An 18,105-nucleotide genomic window follows, 5' to 3' on the forward strand; every position below is an offset into this window, starting at 1 on the left:
ACCGTCCGCCTCGCTACTGGTCGCTGAACAGCGCGCGGTGCACCTCGGTGGCGGTGCGATGCTCCGGGTCGACGGGGCGCAGCGCCTCGCCTGCGTCCTCGCCGCCTGCCTGGGATCCTGCGGTGGTGTGCAGCTCGGAGAAGAGCTGCACGTGGTGGTCGTTCAAGGGATTCCTCCGGTTCGTCTGCCGCATCCAGTGCAGCAACCACTCGAGAGTGTCGAGTATGCATCGAGAATGCCGCCGATCGGCGGCGACACGGCGATCGGCGCGCCGGTGGTGTTCACCCACACGCCGGCTGAAGGCTCAGCCGGCCCGCCGCGCCACCACACAGGCGAGGTAGAGCGTCATGCCCAGACCCGGTTCGTCCAGCGGGCGACCGAGGAGCCGGGCGATCTTGTCGAGCCGGTTGGCGAGGGTATTGCGGTGGACGTGCAGCCGCTTCGCCGCCCGGCTGGAGTTGAACCCGCACTCCCCCCAGGCGATCAGCGTCTCCTGCAACTGCGGCCAGTCGTTGTCGGTGGCCAACGCGCCGAGCACGGCCCGTGACAGCCTGTCACGGGTCTCCGCAGGTATCACCGAGACGGCCTGATGGAGGCGGAACCGGTCGATGTCGTAGACCTGGCCGCGTGGGTCGAGAACCGCGCCGAGCCGGAGCGCGTCGTACGCGTCCTGGGACGACAGATTGAGTTGCTCGACCCCGTGCGCGATCGAGCCGATCCCCACTCGGGTGTCCCATCCTCGTTCCCGGATCTGGGACACATACTTCCGGCACCGGTCCGTCAAAGCCGCATCCGCAGCCGGGATCGGTGCGGTCACCACGGTGGTGACCGCGATGACCTGCCGGGCGAGCGGTGCGACCAGATCGGTCGCGGAGTCGAACGTGTCCTGCACGGCGCGCAGGACCTCGAGGGACACGGACTGTCCCTCCACGGCGGCGTCGTCGGTGTGACTGTCGTAGCTGATCAGCACCATGACCCGGGGACGGCGCAGGTCGTATCCCAGACCCGTTGCCCGCCGGGAGATCTGGGCCTCGGTGAACGTGGAGCGATGCCAGTCACAGATGTCGCGGAGCAATTCTTCCGCTGCCCGCTCGTAGGTCAGCCGGGTACCGATCCGCGAGGCCTCCTGCATCAGGATTTCGGTCTGCCGCTTGACCACCAGCCCGAACTGTTCGACCTGCTCGGGTGAACCGGACAGCCCGATGGTGCCCACCACGTCACCGTCGATGACGAGCGGAATGGTGACGCCGGGCAGACTGCCGACGAGGTCGCGGACGTCCGCTGCCGAGTGCGCGATCATGCGCCGTGCACGGATCACCTCGATCGATGCCTCGTGGAACTGGCCGATGCGACGTTCGTCCCCGCTGCCGACCACCGTTCCGGCCGCATCCGTGATGAGCACGTTGAACCCGATGACGTCGGTGATCTCGTTCGCGATCTGTTGCGCCAGAGCCTCACTCAGCATCGACTGCCCTTCCGAACGCTTGTGGGAGTTGTGCACATCGCACAATTGGGTATCGATCTCAGTGTAGATCAAGGGCAACTCGCCTAGTGACTACGGTCACACGACGTTCCTACGATGGGTTCATCCCAACTAGGAGTTCACATGGCAATCCTCGACTGGATACTTCTCGGTGCCTACTTCCTGCTACTCGTCCTGATCGGCGTCCAGACCATGCGACGCGTCAAGTCGCCGGACGATTTCGCCGTGGCAGGCAACCGGATCATCTGGCCGGTCTTCTTCGGCAGCCTGGCCGCAGCCTTCCTCGGCGGCGGAGCATCGCTCGGCGTCGCCGGCGCCGCCATGCGTGACGGATACGTGTACATGTTCGCCTTCTGCGCGTTCGGCGTTCAGACGGTGCTCGTCGGCTACTTCGTCGCGCCCAGACTCAAGAACTACATCGGCGCCCACACCCTCGGCGACATCATGGAGACCCACTACGGCCGGCCTGCGAGACTGGTCACCGGCGTACTGTCCGTCGTCCTGTGCGCCGGCATCCTCGGCGCCCAGGCCCTGGCCATCGGCACCGTCGTCAACGCCACCCTCGACGTGCCCACCGTGCCCGCGGTGATCATCGGGATGGGAGTGGTCATTCTCTACTCCTCGTTCGGTGGGGCGTGGGCGGTGATCCAGACCGACCTGCTGCAGTTCGTCTTCCTCGGAGTGCTCCTGCCGGTGGCGCTCCTCATCGGGCTCGACGCCGTCGGCGGACCGTCGGCTCTCCTGGACAGCGTTCCCGCCGAGCATCTTTCGTTCATGGGCGACTACTCCCCCGCACAGTTCCTCACGCTCTTCGCGGCACTACTGCTCGGCGAGACGCTGGTCCCGCCGTACGCGCAGCGGACGTTCTCCACCCCCGACTCGCGGCACGCCCGTAAGGGCTACGCACTGGCCGGGTTCTTCTCGTTCTTCTTCTTCTTCACCTCGGCGTCTCTCGGGTTGATCGCACTCGTCCTGTACCCGGACATCGAAAGCGATCAGGCGCTTCCGACCGTGGTGATGAATCTGATGCCGGTCGGCGTTCTCGGATTGGTGGTGGCGGCGCTGATGGCGGTCGTGATGTCGACGGCCAGTTCCTACCTCAATTCCACCGCCGTCGTCCTGACCAAGGACATCTACCAGCCGCTCAGCCCCACCGAGCTGCCACCGTCGAGGCGGCTCACCGTCGAGCGGGCCACCAGCGTCGTCGTCGGTGCCGGAGCGACCATCTTCGCCCTCAGCGTCCCGTCCATCGTCGACGCCCTTCTCTACAGCTACACCCTGTGGGCTCCGACGGTCATCGTCCCGTTGTTCGGCGCCGTGCTGTTCGGCGTGCGGTCCGCTCCGGCGGCACTCTCGGCGATCACGGCGGGCGCGATCGTCACCGCGGTGTGGCAGTGGGGCCTCGACGCTCCGTTCGGACTGGACGGGCTGGTGCCCGGCGTCGTCGCCAACCTGCTCGTCTTCGTCACGGTCGCCATGGCCACCTCGTCCCGCTATCCGCGCCGGCAGCAGCCTGCCGTCCGCGTCACCGAAGGAGAATTCGCATGATTCCCACCCTCCTCTATTACGGGGTGCCCACCGCCGTCGTCACCGTCACCCTCTGGGTCGGATTTCTCGGCTGGCGCTTCTACGTCAAGGAAGTGCTGCGCGGCGACAGCGGCGACACCACAGCGGGTGAGCCCGACCATGGGTGACATCGTGGACGTTCCCGGGGTGACCACCGGCACCAGCCCGTACCCGTCGGCGCGCAGGGTCGGCGACCTCGTGTTCGTCTCCGGCCAGGTCTCGTTCGACGACACCGGCAACGTCGTCGGCACCGATGTGGTGGAGCAGACCCGCCACTCCCTCACACGACTCGACAGGGTCCTCGCCGCGGCAGGCGCCACCCTGCACGACATCGCCTCGGCCACGGTGTATCTCGCGAACGCCGACGACGCCCCGGGCTTCAACGAGGAATGGAAGCGCTGGTTCGCCGCCGAGCACCGCCCGGCCAGGGCCACCGTGGTCGCGGCCCTGCTGGACCCGCAGCTGCTCGTGGAGATACAGGCCGTCGCCGTCACGGGCCGGGGTTCGACCGAAGAAAAGGAAGCGGAATGAAGGTGGCAGTACTCGGAGCAGGGGTCGTGGGAGTCGCGACCGCCCACGCTCTCGCCGAACGCGGACACGAGGTTCATGTGTACGACCGACGCAGCGAGGTCGCGTCCGACACCAGCGCGAGCACCGCCGGACTGATCGCCCCCGGTCACTCCTACGCGTGGGCGTCGCCGTCGGCTCCCACCATGCTGGTCCGATCGTTGCTCGGCGCGTCGACCTCGATCCGCGTCCGTCCCCGGGCGGACGCCGAACTCGCCCGGTGGGGTGTGCGATTCCTCCGCGAGTGCACGGCCTCCCGGGCGCGGTCGAACACTCTCGCGAAGCTCCGCCTGGCCCGGTACAGCCAGCAGCTGATGGACGAACTCACCGCCCGCGAGAACCTGGAGTACTGCCAGACACGGAACGGCGTGCTGTACCTGTACCGGGAGGAAGCGGAACTCGAGCAAGCGCGGGTGAACTCGCAGCTGCTCCGCGACCACGGACAGCTGCAGGACGTGCTGGGACCCGAGGAGATCGCGGCCGCGGAGCCCGCCCTCCGGCACGGGACGGCCACGTTCGCCGGGGCGATCCACGACCGCACCGACGGCACCGGCGACCCGCACCGATTTGCGGTGGGGCTCGCCGAGGAAGGCGGTCGGCTGGGGGTCCGGTTCCACCTGGGCACGTCCGTCGTGGCCCTCGAGTCCGACGGTGCGGCCATCACGTCGGCCGTCACCGATCGGGGCCACATCCGCGCGGATGCCTTCGTCCTCGCCGCCGGGGCCGCGAGTGCTCTCGTCGCGAGGAGTGTCGGTCTGCGACTGCCCGTCTACCCTGCCAAGGGATACACGCTGACCGCGACCGTCAAGGACCCCGAACGCGCGCCGGTGGTGGGCGGCATCGACGAGAAGACACTCGTCGCCTGGTCGCGGTTCGGTGACGAGCTGAGAATGTCGGCCACCGCGGAATTCGTCGGGTACGACCGCAGTCACTCGCCCGCCGACTACGCGGGCATCGTGGACGCCGGGAACGAACTGTTCCCCGGCGCGGTGGACTGGGACACGGCCAGATACCGGACGGGCCTTCGCCCGATGACGCCCGACGGCCCGCCGATGATCGGGCTGGGGCGTCACGACAATCTCTACTTCAACACCGGTCACGGTCACGTCGGCTGGACCATGGCGGTCGGCTCGGCCCGCATCCTCGCGGATCTCGTGGACGAACGGCGACCGGACATCGACCCGAGTCCGTACTCCCCGATTTCGTCGCGCCGGCATCCGAGCGGACGAGGCGCGTAACGAAGTGCACTGACCCGACGACTATCCGAGCGTGCCTCCGGAAACGGCGGCGCACCGACCTCGCTGACCGCAACCCCCGACTGCGGTCAGCGAGGTCGACACGACAGATGCTCTATTCGCCGCGTTCGGCGTGACGCTTGGCGAACGCCAGTTGCATTTCCCAGCCCGCGACATTGCCTTCGTAGGCGGCCGCGCGGCGCTCGGCATTCGGGTACAGGGCAGCGAATCCGGTCTCGACGACGCGGAGGAGCGTGCCGCCGTCCCGCTCCGACAGGAAGAACTCGACCAGGGTGGACGTGCCCTCCACGAGCGGCTGCGCGGGATCGTCTCCCCCACGGAACGAGACGTAGTGCGGTGCGTCGGACTTGACGGGAAGTATCGGGAAGCGCCCGTACGGGGGAAAGTCCACGACGAAGACGTCGCCTTCGTGTGTGATGGTCGTCTTGCCGGGTTCGCCGTCGCCGATGAACCAGCCGGGTTCACTCACCAGCCGGAACACCCGCTCGATGGGGGCGTCGATCTGGATCTCGCGCTCGATCCTGTCCTGGGATGCGTCCGGAACGCTCATGATCATCCTCACCTCTCGACAATGTGCTACCTCACGGTTGCATATCGGCGGCTACTTGCGCAACCTTCTGGTTGCACTAGCGGGGTGGGGGCAGGAAAGACGCGTCCGGGCGCCCGCCCGTCGCCGGAAGGCGATGGGGCGGGCACCCGGGGAACGTGTCAGCTGAAGTGCGCCAGCAGGGCGTCGCGCTGACGGTCGCCGAGGCCACGGAGGCGGCGGGTCGGAGCGATCTCCAGGTTGGCCATGATCTCCTGGGCCTTCACCTTGCCGATCTTCGGCAGGGCTTCCAGAATGGCGCTGACCTTGGTCTTTCCGATGATGTCGTCGACATCTGCCTTGGAAAGGACCTGCTTGAGGGTGATGTCACCGGACTTGAGCTTGTCCTTGAGCTCTGCGCGTGCCTTACGAGCGGCGGCGGCCTTCTCGAGAGCTGCTGCCCGCTGTTCGTCAGTGAGCTGGGGAAGTGCCACGATGTCTCCTTCATTCGGGGTACGTATCGAACACCGTAGCGAGAGAACCGCTACTTCACCGCATCCATCGGACGTGTCGCGCGTCCTGTCCGATTCGACACGCCCCGGCTCACGGGTCCGACGACGCGGAAAATGCCAGGACGCGGGCGGCGCGCTGTGTCATGCTCGACGTGTTCCGTTCGGTTCACACATCGAGTTCAGGAAGGACGTAGCGATGCGCGCACTGCCCGCAGCCCACGCACCCCGGTTGCAGCCGTCACGCACGGGCGCCGCCTCCTCCTTCCCCGCCGGCCGGCAAGGCGAATGCGGGATCATGCCCGCCCCGAAGACTTACCGCTCCACCCGGCACGCCTGACTCGACTTCCGTTGCCCGGCGTGCCCCCACCGCCGCGAACCGACGACAGAACCGAGATCTCCCGTGAGGCACTTCTCCCGTAACCCGTCCGGCAGCACCCTCGACGCCCGCAGTTGGTCGCGCGCGGATGTGCTGGTCCTCAATGTCACGTACGAGGCCCTCTGCGAGATCCCCGCGGAGCGCGCCGTCGTGCTGATCAGTGTCGGTGCGGCCGAGACGGTCGCGGATCGGGAGCCGCCGTTCCCGATCCGCTCGCAGCACGTCGAGATCAGCCTGCCGCGGACCATTCGTCTGCTGCGCTACGTCCACGTCCCGCATTCCGTGCTGGTGACCGACAGCAGCCGCGCGACGTTCGCGGGCGTGTTCCGGCGCGACCGCAATCGGTGCGGCTACTGCGCCGAGCCGGTCGCGACGACCATCGACCACGTGCTGCCGAGGAGCCGCGGCGGCCCGAACACGTGGGCCAACCTCGTGGCCTGCTGCATCCCCTGCAACCAGAGGAAGGCCGACCGCACACCGGAGGAGGCGGGAATGCCGCTCCTCTGGGAGCCGAAGGCGCCCCGGCACATCGAAAAGGCGCAGCGGCAGATCTGGAGGGAGCTCGCGGCGGTCTAGCCGCGAGCTCCCCGCACCCGATCGATCTTCTCCCGGGAAGGGGAGATTTCCCGATGACCGACGTCCTGGACACGACCCTGTCCACCCTGCTGCCTGCCTCCGACGACCCCGCGGGCTGGGTCGCCGCCGCCTGCCGCGCCGACCCCGAGCCGGACCGGTGGTTCCCGTTCCCGACAGAGGATTTCGCGTACGCCCGCGACGTCTGTCATCACTGCGCACTGCGGATGCGCTGTGAGTTGTTCGCCAGGGCCACCGGTCAGACCGGCGTGTGGGGTGGCAAGGAATTCGATCGGGGCCGCGAGAAGCGGACGTGAATCCACCTGGGCGCGGCCCCGGTCCGCCGGCTACCGGCCCCGGTCCGCCGGCTACCGGCCCCGGTCCGCCGGCTACCGGCCCCGGTCCGCCGGCTACCGGCCCAGGATCTCGGGCAGCGCGACGTCCTCGCCCCGCACGTGCTCGGACAGGAACGACAGCACCACCTGGTACCAGACCTTCGCGTTCTGCGGGGTGAGGATCCAGTGGTTCTCGTCCGGGAAGTAGAGGAAGCGGTGTTCGGTGCGACCGTCGTCGTCCGCGGGCAACCCCGACTCGGACAGCAGCTCGAACCACAGCCGCAACCCCTCGCCGATCGGTACGCGAAAGTCCTTGTCGCCGTGAATGACCAGCATCGGGGTCACGATGTCCGCGACGTACAGGTGCGGCGAGTTCTCCACCGCCATCTCGGGCGTCATCTCCCGCTGCCAGTACCAGGCGGCGTCGGTGGTGGGGCCGAACTGGTCCAGCGCCCAGAGGCTGGCGTGGGTGACGATCGCCTTGAACCGGTCGGTGTGTCCGGCGATCCAGTTGGCCATGTATCCGCCGAACGATCCGCCCATCACCGCGGTGCGCTTCTCGTCGATCTCCGGCAGTGCCACCGCGGCATCGGTGATCGCCATGAGATCGGTGAACGGGGCCTTGCCCCACTTACCCCAGCCCCGCTCGACGAATTCCTGCCCGTAGCCGGTGGACAACGCCGGATCCGGCAGCAGCACGGCGTACCCCCGCGCGACCAGGAGCCACGGGTTCCATCGCCACGACCAGGTGTTCCACGAACCCAGGGGGCCGCCGTGCACCCACAGCGCGAGAGGCACCGGCGCGTGGGCGGAGGCGCCGGTCGGCACCGCGAGCCATGCGCGCAGCGCCGCGCCGTCAGCGGCGACCGTCTCGACCTCGGTCAGCGTGCCCGGCAGCTCGGGGAGGTCGGCGGGCGCCTTCAGCAGTGACACGGCACCGGTGGTGATGTCGATGCGCACCGGGTGCGGCGGCGCCGCGTACGACGCCCGCAGCGCGAACACCGTCGACCCGTCGGGGGCCACCTGCAGGTCGGTGTACGCGCAGTCGTCGGTCGTCACCCGCGTGGGGTCCGCGCCGTCACGGAGCAGGAAGATCGGTGCGCGCCCACGGTCGTCGGCGGTGACGAGGAGCCCCGAACCGTCGGACAGCCAGACCACGGACGTGGCCCACCGATCCCACCCCGGCGCCACCTCGGTGACGATGCCACTGTCGAAGCTGTAGCGGTGCAGCGTGAATCGGGGCGCGGAGTCGGGGGTCGCATGCGATTCCCGCGTGAATACGACGTGCCGTCCGTCCGGGGAGATCACCGGGTCCGACAGATCGGCGTCGGCGTCGTCGACGAGGACCGTGCGCGCCCCCGTCTCGGTGTCGACGCGCACCAGGATGTTCCGGATCGACGCGAGCGGACCGGGAACCGTCCACGACGTCACGACGAACGCGCCGTCGTCGCTCAGCGCGTAGTTGGCCTCCCGCAGTGCCGGACCCGGCATCGGGGTGAGGTCGGTCAGCTCCGGCTCCTGCCCGTTCTCCGCGAGCGCGTCCAGTGGGGCGGACAGGAGGTGGGGCACGTCGGGACCGAGATCGTGGTCCCAGTAGCGGATCGGGTAGCCCGTGTGCAGGATCGCCGAGACCTTCTTCTCCTTGCGCTCGGTGCGCACCCGCTCGTCGTCGGCGGACTCGCCGGATCTCCCCAGAACCCCGGTGGTCACGACGAAACGCGGCGCGCACCGTGCGGCGCGCACCCCGGTGATGCCGCCGCCTCGGCGCGCGACGACCACCGCCTCGCCGCCCCGCGCGGGCAGTCGCCACAGGTCGTCGGGAAGGTCGTCCTCGTCCTGCGTCGGACGGGAGGACGTGAAGAGGAGATCGCCGTCGCTGGTGAACGTCGAGTTGGACTCCCCGCTGCGGCCACGGGTGAGCCGGCGCGCCGCGAACTCGCCGGTGGGATCGATCTCCCACAGGGCGGTGACGTACTTCGTCGCCTTCTCGCCGAGCGTCGACTGCGCCACGACGAGCCTTCGCCCGTCCGCGGACAGCGCGAGGCTTCCGATGCGGCCGAGCGCGAGGTAGTCGTCGAGGTCGTCGAAAGGAGTTCCGGCGTGGAGTTCAGGAATCGCGGTCACGAGTCGTTGGTATCACGAACCGGGCCCACACCGTCGGACATCCGCGTCTCAGGCGAGCAGGGGCGCGACCCGCGGCGGGATCTCGTTCAATGCGTACGGCAGGCTCAATACGGTGCTCCACGCCATCGCCTCGGCGGCGGCGTCCTCGAGCGTGATCGTGCGTCCGGCCTTCACCACCTCGAGTTCCTGATAGATCGGCGTCTTGTCGAGTTCCGCGCGCAGCTTGTCGCCGTAGCCGCCGCCCGCGTACCAGACGAGGAGGTCGACGTTCGCGAGCGACAGCTGCTCCGTGCTGATCTCGGCGAAGTTGCCGGTGATCTGCTCCGTCACAGGGGGGTTCACGAAGCCGAGTTCGGTGAAGAAGCGGACCTTCGGGTCCTCCGGACCGTACACACCGAACTGCCCCGGACCCTTGAGCGCGCCGACGAGGACGGTCTTTCCCGCGAACGCCGGGTTGGCGGCCCGGACGTCGTCGAATTGCGTCTCGACGGAGGATACGAGCTCGGCCGCCTTGTCCTTCTTGCCGAGCGCGTCGCCGAGGATCCTCGTCTGGTCCTGCCACGGAACACCGTAGTCGGCGAAGTCTGCGGGCTGCGCCACCGTCGGCGCGATGGCGCTCAGCTTGTCGTACTGGGCCTGGGTGAGGCCCGAGTAGGTGCCCACCACCAGGTCCGGGGCGACGGCCGCGACCTTCTCGAAGTCGATGTTGGTGGACGCCGTGCCCACGATCTCGGGCTGCGTGTCACCGAGGAGGTCCTGCGCCCACGGCCACACGCCGTAGGCGTAGTCGCCGTACCAGTCGAACGTGCCGGCCAGCGTGCCGCCGAGCGCGAGGATCGTGTCCTGGTCGTTGTAGCCCACACTGACGATGCGTTGCGGGTCGGTCGGCACCTGGGTTTCGCCGTACTTGTGGGCGATGACGGGGCCCGACGGCTCGCTGCCGGAGCCGTCGCCGTCGCCGTCCGAGCTGCTGCAGGCCGCGGCGAACGCGAGCAGCGCTCCCCCGGTGCCCACGAGGAATCCGCGTCGGCTCAGGCCGATCCTCTGTTGACCCATGTTCATGCGGCGACCCTCTCGTCTACCAGGTACTACGATCCACTTAGGTAAGGCTTGCCGAGCTTAGCCTAAGGGGTCGCGGACGGGTTCCCGCCACATCGCCCACACCGTCGGCCCGCCGTCCGGGATCCGGATCTCGCCGGTGACGTCGAAGCCGAATCGCTGGTAGTAGGAGATGTTGTCTTCCTTGCTGGACTCCAGATACGCCGGGAGCCCCTCGGCGTCACAACGGTCCAGCCGCGACCGCAACAGCGCCTTCCCGTAGCCGCCGCCCCGTCCCGCGCTCGACGTTCCGATCGTCGCCAGATACCAGTGCACGGGATCGACCGGGTGTGCGTCCTCGACGGTTCCGCTCACCGCGGCCCCGACGCCCAGCCGGGAGCCGAACGCGCGGACCAGCCCCGGCAGGCTGCGGAGCGACGACAACGTGGACTGCTTCCAGCCACCGGGCGGATCCCACATGGCGGCCCCACGAACCACGCCGTCGTCGTCCTCGGCCAATTCGGCTCCGCCCCCGGCGAGATGGTGATGCCGGATCTCCACCGCGAACAGTCTCGGCAGGCCGCGCCGCCGGCGGTCGGGGTCCGGCCACATCCACACCATCACGGGGTCGTCGAAGAACGCGTCGGCCAGGACGCGCGACAGTTCGGGGATGTCGGATCCGGTCGCAGCACGCACGCTCACACCCATGCCCAGAGGGTACGGGCACACCGCGGCGGCGCGCCGGAACGACTGGCCGTCGTGCCCGGTTCGGGGCCGCTGCGGACTCATGACCCGCCCCTCGTCCACATGCAGTCCGCTCGAGTCCGGCGGCAGGTGATGGGGGCGCGTCACCGCGCGACGCCCGGTCGTCCGCATCACCGAGCACGGAACGACACGCCTGCTCACCGAGGGCGTCATCGAGGCCGCACCGACGTGTCCGTCGTCCGCTACTGCGACGGCGTCGACGAGAGCGGAGCCGACATGTACAACGTGCTCGATGTGGTTCTGGCCGAGGGCGTCCCGGTGCCGGGCGGACCCGAACGCCGATTCGTCACCTCGTCGGCCTGCGGGGTGTACGGCAAAGCGTCGCACCAGGCCCGGACGCGGTCACGATTCACGTTGTCCGACAATGACTTGTCGGTGACGGCGGCCACGTTGTCGTCGATGCCGGCGACCCTGCGGTCAAGGCGCTGGGGGGCGCTCACACGGGATCGGGTGCCGCTGTCGGGCCGCGTTCTGCTCGTCAGCGGGCGCGCGTCCTTCGAATTGGTGCAGAAGTCCGTGACGGCGGGGACACCGATGCTCGGCGCGGTGTCGGCGCCGTCCTCGCCGGCCGTCGACCTGGCACTGGAATCCGGCACGACGCTCGTCGGCTTCCTCCGCGGGGAGTCGATGAACGTCTATGCCGGAGCCCAGCGCGTGAAGACCGGGGCCTGAGCGGGCCCTAGACGGTGGCGTCGACGAGGAGCTTCGCGCCGGTGGCCGCCTGGACGTCCTCGACGCTGTGGCCGGGAGCGGTCTCGACGAGCCGCAGGCCATCGGGGGTGACGTCGATGACGGCGAGATCGGTGACGATCTTCTGCACGCAGCGCTTGCCGGTGTACGGCAGCGTGCACTCCTCGAGGATCTTGTGCTCACCCTTCTTGGTGACGTGATCCATCATCACGATGACCTTGCCCGCGCCGTGGACGAGGTCCATCGCGCCGCCCATGCCCTTGACCATGGCGCCCGGGACCATCCAGTTGGACAGGTCGCCGTGGCTGCTGACCTGCATGGCGCCGAGAACGGCCACGTCCACGCTGCCGCCGCGGATCATCGAGAAGGAGTCGGAGGAGGAGAAGAACGCGCCGCCGGGGACCACGGTGATGGTCTCCTTGCCCGCGTTGATCAGTTCGGGATCGACCTCGTCGTCGGTCGGGTACGGCCCGACGCCGAGGATGCCGTTCTCCGAGTGCAGGATGACGTCCTTGCCGGCCGGGATGTGACCGGGGATCAGGGTGGGCATTCCGATGCCGAGGTTCACATACTGCCCATCCTCCAGCTCGGCCGCGACCCGGGCCGCCATCTCGTCACGCGTCCAGCTCATGCCCGCACCGTCCTGTTCTCGATTCCCGTTTCCTGCTTGCCGACCTCGACCACACGCTGGACGAAGATGCCGGGGGTGTGCACCTCGGCGGGGTCGATCTCGCCGGGCTCGACGAGGTACTCGACCTGCGCGATGGTGATGCGACCGGCGCCGGCGGCGTCCGGGTTGAAGTTGCGGGCCGTCTCCCGGTACACGAGGTTGCCGAGGCGGTCACCCTTCCACGCGTGGACCAGCGCGAAGTCGGTTCGGATGGCGCGTTCGAGAACGAAGGCCTCCCCGTCGAACTCGCGGGTCTCCTTGGGCTTGCTCGCCACCGCGATGCCGCCCTGGCCGTCGTAGCGGATCGGCAGACCGCCGTCGGCGACCTGCGTCCCGACACCGGCGGGGGTGTAGAAGGCGGGGATGCCCGCTCCCCCGGCGCGCATGCGCTCGGCCAGCGTGCCCTGCGGAGTGAGCTCGACCTCGAGCTCCCCGCTGAGGTACTGCCGCGCGAATTCCTTGTTGGCGCCGACGTACGAGCTGATCGTGCGCCGGATCCGGTGCTGCTCGAGGAGCAGACCCAGACCGAAACCGTCGGTGCCGCAGTTGTTGCTGACCGTCTCGAGGTCGGTGGCACCTTGTGCGAGGAGGGCGTCGATGAGGACCGAGGGGATACCGACGAGGCCGAAGCCGCCCACCGCGAGGGACGCTCCGTCGGGGACATCGGCAACGGCCTCAGCCGCCGTTGCGAAGACTTTGTTGACCATGTGACGCAGGCTACCGCAAAATGTTCGAGTAGTGAACACCCATCCACATTGCGAACAAATTACGCCCTGCCTGTTGGCCCCATCACAGAACGCGACTACTATGTGCGAATAGCGGCCGACTGTTCACATCGAGAACGTGAGGATCTTTTTCCATGCTGCATCTGCCAGCCCACCACCACGCCGGGCACGAAGCGAATGCCCCGCTGCTGTTCCCCGAGTACAAGACGACTCGGCTGCGCAGCCCCAAGAACGACCTGATCCTGGTCCCGCAGCGACTCGGCGAGATCACCGGTCCGGTCTTCGGCGACGCCGACATCGCCAAGGGCGAGAACGACATGACCCACGCCAACGGCGGCGAGGCCCAGGGACAGCGCATCATCGTCCACGGCCGCGTCCTCGACAGTGCGGGCAAACCCATCCCCGACACCCTGATCGAGGTGTGGCAGGCCAACGCCGGAGGCCGCTACCGCCACAAGATGGACTCCTGGCCGGCCCCGCTCGACCCCCACTTCAACGGTGTCGCCCGCTGCCTGACCGACAAGCAGGGCCACTACGAGTTCACGACCATCAAGCCCGGCGCCTACCCGTGGGGCAACCACCACAACGCGTGGCGGCCCGCGCACATCCACTTCTCCCTGTTCGGTCAGGCGTTCACCCAGCGGCTGGTTACGCAGATGTACTTCCCGGACGATCCGTTCTTCTTCCAGGACCCGATCTACAACTCCGTACCCGAAGCCGCCCGCGAGCGGATGATCAGCACGTTCGACTACGACCACACCCGCGACAACTGGGCCGTCGGATTCAAGTTCGACATCGTCCTGCGCGGTCAGGACGCCACCCCGTTCGAGGACCCGGAGGGCCACTGATGATCGACACCCAGAACCCCGACGCCCCCCGCTACCCGGTCTTCGCCAAAAGCCAGGACGAGGTGCCGTTCGGCGTCACCCCGTCCCAGACCGTCGGCCCGTACGTCCACATCGGCCTGTTCCCCACGTGGGAGAACAGCGGCGAGGCCGTCCCCGAGGATGCGCCGGGACGAATCGACGTGTCCTTCAACGTCATCGACGGGGCCGGACAGCCGATCGGTGACGCGATGATCGAAACCTGGCAGGCGGATGCGGCCGGCCGGTTCAACAGCCCGACCGATCCCCGCGGTGCCGCCGAGGCGACCCCCGCCGGATTCCGCAGCCTGGCACGCGTGTTCGCCGACGAGAGCGGCACGATCGTGGTGCACACGGTCAAGCCGGGCGCACTTCCCGCCGAGGACGGCGCCGTCGAGGCTCCGCACATCAACGTCGGACTGTTCGCCCGCGGCATGCTCGAGCGCCTCTACACCCGGCTCTACTTCCCCGAGGACACGGACGCGCACGCATCGGACCCCGTGCTCTCCGCCGTCCCGGAAGCAGATCGCCCCAAGCTGATCGCGGAGAAGACGGATCGCGGATACCACCTGACGATCCACGTGCAGAACACAGAAGGACGGGAAACCCCGTTCTTCGCCCTGTAACCGTTCACAACCCAGAAAGGTGTCGCGCGTGAACTCTCCGGAGCCTTCCCGGGGTGCCCTGTTCGATCCGACGTTCGGTGCCGGCGAGTTGTCTGCACTGCTCTCGGACCGGGCGTGGGTCACCGCGATGGTCGAGGTCGAGGCCGCGCTGGCCCGGGCGGAAGCGAAATGCGACGTCATCCCCGCCGCGTCCGCCGACGCCATTTCGTCGGTGTTCGCGCGCGTCGTCGCCGAAGGATCCGTGGATGTGGGCGCCCTCGGCGAGGCGGCCGCAGCGGGGGGTAATCCCGTGATCCCGCTGGTGAAACTGCTCCGCGGCGAGGTCGCTGCCGCCGACCTCGGAGTGCCCGGAAGCCACGTGCACAAGGGCGCCACGAGTCAGGACATCCTCGACACCGCCCTGATGCTGCTGTGCCGCCGGTCGGGTGCGCACATCCTGGCGTCCCTCGACGAGGCGGTACTCTGCGCCGAGGCCCTCGCGCGGGCGCAGCGCGACACCCCGATCGCCGGCCGCACACTCGGCCAGCAGGCCCTCCCCACCACATTCGGCGTGCTCACCGCCGGGTGGATGACGGCGTTGCACAGGGCTTCTCGCGCGCTGTTCGACGCACTGGACGGCCTCCCCGTGCAACTGGGAGGTGCGGCCGGCACGTCCGCTGCGCTCTACCCGCACGGCCTCGACGTCGCCGACGTGCTCGCCGACGAACTCGGGCTGGCACGTCAGGACGTGCCCTGGCACACCGATCGCACCCGCATCGCACTGCTCGCGTCGGCGCTCGGAACGGCCGCGGGGGCGGTGTCCAAGATCGCCACCGACCTCGTATTCCTGTCGTCCACCGAGGTCGGCGAGGTCAGCGAAGGGTCACCCGGCGGTTCGTCGGCCATGCCGCACAAGCGCAATCCGGTCGCCGCGATCGCGGCCCGCGCCGCGGCCCGCCGCACCCCGGGACTCGTCGCGACGATCCTCGGCTCGATGGATCACGAGCAGCAGCGCGCCGCGGGTGCCTGGCACGCCGAGTGGGAAACGCTCACGGACCTGCTGCGCCTCACCGGCGGAGCCGTCTCGCGCATCGCCGACTCGCTCGGCGGACTGAACGTCCACCCCGATGCGATGGCCCGCAACCTCGACATCACCGGCGGCCTGCTCCTCGCGGAACGAGTCACCGGCGCCCTGTCCGCCCGCACCGACAACGCGCGCGACCTCGTGACCGCCGCGTGCGAGACCGGAAGCCCTCTCTACGAGGATCCGGGGCTCCTCGAATACCTGCAGGCGGACGAGATCCGCGCCCTGCTCGACCCCGCCGGATACCTCGGCCACGCCCACGACATCGTCGACCGCGCACTGGAGACAGTGGCCCGCGGCCGGGAAGGAACGCGATGACAGTCGCACTCGCACACGAAATCTCCGGACCCCGAAACGGCGCGGCGGACGCCCCCGTCGTGGTCCTGCTCGGATCGCTCGGTTCCAACCGATCCATGTGGGACCCGCAAATCGCGGCGCTGTCCGACGAATGCCGGGTGGTCGCCGTCGATCAACGCGGCCACGGCGAGTCGCCGGCACCGGACGGCCCGTACTCCGTCCGCGACCTGTCCGAGGACGTTCTCGCCCTGCTCGACTCGCTCGGCGTGGACGCCGCCCACTTCGTCGGACTGTCCATGGGCGGTGCGATCGCCCAGTGGCTCGGCGCGCACACTCCGCGCCGGGTGCTGTCGCTGTCGCTGCTGTGTACCGCCGCGAAATTCGGTGAACCGCAGGCTTGGACCGAGCGGGCCGCGGCATCGCGCACCGACGGTCCGGAGTCGCTCGCGGACGCCGTTGTCGCCCGGTGGTTCAGCGAGGGGCTCGCCAAGCGTGATCCGGAATTCGTCCGGCACTACCGCGAGATGATCGCGTCGACGTCCCCCGAGGGATACGCCGCGTGCTGCGACGCCCTCGCGGACTGGGATTTCACCGCCGACGTGTCCCGCATCAGCGCGCCGACGCTGGTGATCGCGGGTGAGGAGGATCCGTCCACCCCGCCGTCGGTCATGCAGATCCTCGCGGACGGCATCACCGGTGCCCGGTTCGAGGTACTCTCCCCCGCCGCCCACGTCGCGAACCTCGAGCAGGCAGGCGCCGTCACGGCGCTGCTGCGCGAACACATCGCCGGCGGCGGGTACGCGCGCGGACGTCGCGCCGCGCACGCACAGGGAATGACGGTGCGCCGCTCGGTTCTCGGCGACGCACACGTGGATCGCTCCGTGGCGGGAACCACCGACTTCACGGCACCGTTCCAGGACTTCATCACCCGCACCGCGTGGGGCGACATCTGGTCGCGCCCCGGACTGGACCACGAGTTGCGGCGGCTGCTCACGATCGCCGTCCTCACCGCGGTCGGAAACGAGCACGAACTCGACATGCACATCCGCGCCGCCCTCCGCGCGGGTGTCGACGCCGACACCATCGGTGAGGTGCTCCTGCACACCGCCGTCTACGCCGGAGTACCCAACAGCAATCTCGGGTTCGCGCTCGGCAAACAGGCCCTCGCCGACCTGTCCTCCACCGACACCGGGGCCACGGAGGAGAATTCGCAGACATGACCGCTACCGAACCGACGGAGAAGATCCTCCCGTCCCCCGACTACGTGCAGTCGCTGGCCCGGGGCCTCGCCGTGATCCGCTGCTTCGACAACCGGAATCAGCGGCGCACGCTCAGTGACGTCGCCCGCGCCACCGACTTGACCCGCGCCACCGCACGCCGATTTCTGCTCACCCTCGTCGAGCTCGGCTACGTGGCCACGGACGGTTCCGCGTTCTGGCTCACCCCGCGGGTGCTCGAACTCGGATACAGCTACCTGTCGAGCCTGTCGCTGCCGGAGGTCGCGCAGCCGCACCTCGAGAGGCTGAGCCACAAGGTCCACGAGTCGTCGTCGGTGTCGATCCTCGACGGTGCCGACATCGTCTACGTCGCCCGGGTGCCCGTCAGCCGGATCATGACGGTGGGCATCACCATCGGTACCCGGCTCCCCGCGTACGCCACCTCGATGGGCCGGGTCCTGCTGGCGGGACTGCCCGACGACGAACTCGACGCCTACCTCGAGAAGCTCGACATCCAGCGGCTCACCGAACGCACGATCACGGCCCGCGACGACCTGAAGGCTGCGATTCTCGCGGTCCGCGCGGACGGTATCTGCGTTCTCGACCAGGAACTCGAGGCAGGCCTGCGGTCGATGGCCGCCCCGATCCGCAACGCCTCCGGGCTGACCGTCGCCGCGGTGAACATTTCCACTCCGGCCGCGCGATACAGCCTCGAGGATCTGCATTCCGATCTCATCCCGTCGCTGCGGGTCACCGCAACCGACATCGAACAGGACCTCGCCACCGTCAATCGCTGACGCAGTGCCCGAGGAAACTTCATGAAAGGTCTTTCC

The 18,105-nt window shown here is 68.7% G+C and carries 21 protein-coding genes and 1 pseudogene; 13 read left to right on the forward strand and 9 right to left on the reverse strand.

Annotation, left to right across the window (positions count from 1 at the left end):
• Nucleotides 1–13: 13 nt before the first annotated feature.
• Together FND50_RS37090 and FND50_RS24575 are read right to left on the reverse strand one after the other, a co-directional pair.
• Nucleotides 14–166, reverse strand: a complete 153-nt coding sequence (locus FND50_RS37090) for a hypothetical protein (protein ID WP_231137662.1) — start codon at nucleotides 164–166, stop codon at nucleotides 14–16.
• Between the two features lie 138 nt (nucleotides 167–304).
• On the reverse strand, nucleotides 305–1,465 hold the full coding sequence (locus tag FND50_RS24575; protein WP_260850680.1) for a sugar diacid recognition domain-containing protein: 1,161 nt from the start codon (nucleotides 1,463–1,465) through the stop codon (nucleotides 305–307).
• A 141-nt stretch (nucleotides 1,466–1,606) separates the two neighbouring features.
• On the opposite strand from FND50_RS24575, the gene FND50_RS24580 reads away from it, so the two are divergent.
• From FND50_RS24580 to FND50_RS24590, 4 genes are read left to right on the forward strand one after another with little or no spacing between them, the layout of a single operon-like run.
• The gene (locus FND50_RS24580; RefSeq protein ID WP_144287400.1) at nucleotides 1,607–3,031 is read left to right on the forward strand and encodes a sodium:solute symporter; all 1,425 of its coding nucleotides are present in this window, start codon (nucleotides 1,607–1,609) and stop codon (nucleotides 3,029–3,031) included.
• Nucleotides 3,028–3,177, forward strand: a complete 150-nt coding sequence (locus tag FND50_RS36290; RefSeq protein ID WP_172651184.1) for a hypothetical protein — start codon at nucleotides 3,028–3,030, stop codon at nucleotides 3,175–3,177. Before FND50_RS24580 ends, FND50_RS36290 begins: the two co-directional genes overlap by 4 nt.
• Nucleotides 3,170–3,580, forward strand: coding sequence for a RidA family protein (locus FND50_RS24585; RefSeq protein WP_144287401.1), 411 nt, complete (start codon nucleotides 3,170–3,172; stop codon nucleotides 3,578–3,580). The genes FND50_RS36290 and FND50_RS24585 overlap by 8 nt, the downstream gene beginning before the upstream one ends.
• On the forward strand, nucleotides 3,577–4,854 hold the full coding sequence (locus tag FND50_RS24590; protein ID WP_144287402.1) for a D-amino acid dehydrogenase: 1,278 nt from the start codon (nucleotides 3,577–3,579) through the stop codon (nucleotides 4,852–4,854). The genes FND50_RS24585 and FND50_RS24590 overlap by 4 nt, the downstream gene beginning before the upstream one ends.
• A gap of 112 nt (nucleotides 4,855–4,966) precedes the next feature.
• Here the strand turns inward: FND50_RS24590 and FND50_RS24595 are convergent, their stop codons facing one another.
• Together FND50_RS24595 and mihF are read right to left on the reverse strand one after the other, a co-directional pair.
• Nucleotides 4,967–5,428 (reverse strand): SRPBCC family protein, encoded by a 462-nt coding sequence (locus FND50_RS24595; protein ID WP_144287403.1) that lies wholly within the window; start codon nucleotides 5,426–5,428, stop codon nucleotides 4,967–4,969.
• Between the two features lie 152 nt (nucleotides 5,429–5,580).
• Nucleotides 5,581–5,892 carry an integration host factor, actinobacterial type gene (gene mihF, locus FND50_RS24600; RefSeq protein WP_005248100.1) on the reverse strand — a complete coding sequence of 104 codons (312 nt, stop codon included), beginning with the start codon at nucleotides 5,890–5,892 and terminating at the stop codon, nucleotides 5,581–5,583.
• A 214-nt stretch (nucleotides 5,893–6,106) separates the two neighbouring features.
• Between mihF and FND50_RS36295 the strand changes: the two genes are divergently transcribed.
• The 3 genes from FND50_RS36295 (at nucleotide 6,107) to FND50_RS24610 (ending at nucleotide 7,176) form a co-directional block, all read left to right on the forward strand.
• Nucleotides 6,107–6,247: a hypothetical protein gene (locus tag FND50_RS36295; RefSeq protein ID WP_155756001.1), complete on the forward strand. Its 141-nt coding sequence runs from the start codon at nucleotides 6,107–6,109 to the stop codon at nucleotides 6,245–6,247.
• Nucleotides 6,248–6,310: 63 nt separating this feature from the next.
• Nucleotides 6,311–6,862 carry an HNH endonuclease gene (locus FND50_RS24605; protein WP_144287404.1) on the forward strand — a complete coding sequence of 184 codons (552 nt, stop codon included), beginning with the start codon at nucleotides 6,311–6,313 and terminating at the stop codon, nucleotides 6,860–6,862.
• Between the two features lie 53 nt (nucleotides 6,863–6,915).
• Nucleotides 6,916–7,176, forward strand: a complete 261-nt coding sequence (locus tag FND50_RS24610) for a WhiB family transcriptional regulator (protein WP_144287405.1) — start codon at nucleotides 6,916–6,918, stop codon at nucleotides 7,174–7,176.
• Nucleotides 7,177–7,269: 93 nt separating this feature from the next.
• Here FND50_RS24610 and FND50_RS24615 read toward each other — a convergent pair whose 3' ends face one another.
• The 3 genes from FND50_RS24615 to FND50_RS24625 are packed head-to-tail and all read right to left on the reverse strand — an operon-like array spanning nucleotide 7,270 to nucleotide 11,064.
• On the reverse strand, nucleotides 7,270–9,318 hold the full coding sequence (locus tag FND50_RS24615) for a prolyl oligopeptidase family serine peptidase (RefSeq protein WP_144287406.1): 2,049 nt from the start codon (nucleotides 9,316–9,318) through the stop codon (nucleotides 7,270–7,272).
• 48 nt (nucleotides 9,319–9,366) lie between these two features.
• Complete coding sequence (locus FND50_RS24620) at nucleotides 9,367–10,380, reverse strand: iron-siderophore ABC transporter substrate-binding protein (RefSeq protein WP_144287407.1); 1,014 nt, start codon at nucleotides 10,378–10,380, stop codon at nucleotides 9,367–9,369.
• Nucleotides 10,381–10,437: 57 nt separating this feature from the next.
• Nucleotides 10,438–11,064 (reverse strand): GNAT family N-acetyltransferase, encoded by a 627-nt coding sequence (locus tag FND50_RS24625; protein WP_043791586.1) that lies wholly within the window; start codon nucleotides 11,062–11,064, stop codon nucleotides 10,438–10,440.
• A 166-nt stretch (nucleotides 11,065–11,230) separates the two neighbouring features.
• Between FND50_RS24625 and FND50_RS24630 the strand changes: the two are divergent.
• Nucleotides 11,231–11,793: pseudogene (locus FND50_RS24630) on the forward strand (formate dehydrogenase accessory sulfurtransferase FdhD).
• A gap of 7 nt (nucleotides 11,794–11,800) precedes the next feature.
• Here FND50_RS24630 and FND50_RS24635 read toward each other — a convergent pair.
• Both FND50_RS24635 and FND50_RS24640 read right to left on the reverse strand, forming a co-directional pair.
• On the reverse strand, nucleotides 11,801–12,442 hold the full coding sequence (locus FND50_RS24635) for a 3-oxoacid CoA-transferase subunit B (RefSeq protein ID WP_005570063.1): 642 nt from the start codon (nucleotides 12,440–12,442) through the stop codon (nucleotides 11,801–11,803).
• A complete protein-coding gene (locus FND50_RS24640; protein WP_005248111.1) occupies nucleotides 12,439–13,188 on the reverse strand; it encodes a CoA transferase subunit A in 750 nt (249 codons plus the stop codon). Before FND50_RS24640 ends, FND50_RS24635 begins: the two co-directional genes overlap by 4 nt.
• A 152-nt stretch (nucleotides 13,189–13,340) precedes the next feature.
• On the opposite strand from FND50_RS24640, the gene pcaH reads away from it, so the two are divergent.
• The 5 genes from pcaH to FND50_RS24665 are packed head-to-tail and all read left to right on the forward strand — an operon-like array spanning nucleotide 13,341 to nucleotide 18,069.
• Complete coding sequence (gene pcaH / locus FND50_RS24645; protein WP_037226325.1) at nucleotides 13,341–14,054, forward strand: protocatechuate 3,4-dioxygenase subunit beta; 714 nt, start codon at nucleotides 13,341–13,343, stop codon at nucleotides 14,052–14,054.
• Nucleotides 14,054–14,695: a protocatechuate 3,4-dioxygenase subunit alpha gene (gene pcaG, locus FND50_RS24650; protein WP_005261317.1), complete on the forward strand. Its 642-nt coding sequence runs from the start codon at nucleotides 14,054–14,056 to the stop codon at nucleotides 14,693–14,695. The genes pcaH and pcaG overlap by 1 nt, the downstream gene beginning before the upstream one ends.
• 28 nt (nucleotides 14,696–14,723) lie before the next feature.
• Nucleotides 14,724–16,076 carry a 3-carboxy-cis,cis-muconate cycloisomerase gene (gene pcaB, locus FND50_RS24655; RefSeq protein ID WP_144287408.1) on the forward strand — a complete coding sequence of 451 codons (1,353 nt, stop codon included), beginning with the start codon at nucleotides 14,724–14,726 and terminating at the stop codon, nucleotides 16,074–16,076.
• The gene (gene pcaD, locus FND50_RS24660) at nucleotides 16,073–17,275 is read left to right on the forward strand and encodes a 3-oxoadipate enol-lactonase (RefSeq protein WP_144287409.1); all 1,203 of its coding nucleotides are present in this window, start codon (nucleotides 16,073–16,075) and stop codon (nucleotides 17,273–17,275) included. The genes pcaB and pcaD overlap by 4 nt, the downstream gene beginning before the upstream one ends.
• Nucleotides 17,272–18,069: an IclR family transcriptional regulator gene (locus tag FND50_RS24665; RefSeq protein WP_005261320.1), complete on the forward strand. Its 798-nt coding sequence runs from the start codon at nucleotides 17,272–17,274 to the stop codon at nucleotides 18,067–18,069. The genes pcaD and FND50_RS24665 overlap by 4 nt, the downstream gene beginning before the upstream one ends.
• Nucleotides 18,070–18,105 lie beyond the last annotated feature (36 nt).

Origin of the sequence: Rhodococcus sp. WB9 (genome assembly GCF_007558985.1) — a bacterium.
In the GTDB taxonomy this organism is placed as follows: Bacteria; Actinomycetota; Actinomycetes; order Mycobacteriales; family Mycobacteriaceae; genus Rhodococcus_F; species Rhodococcus_F opacus.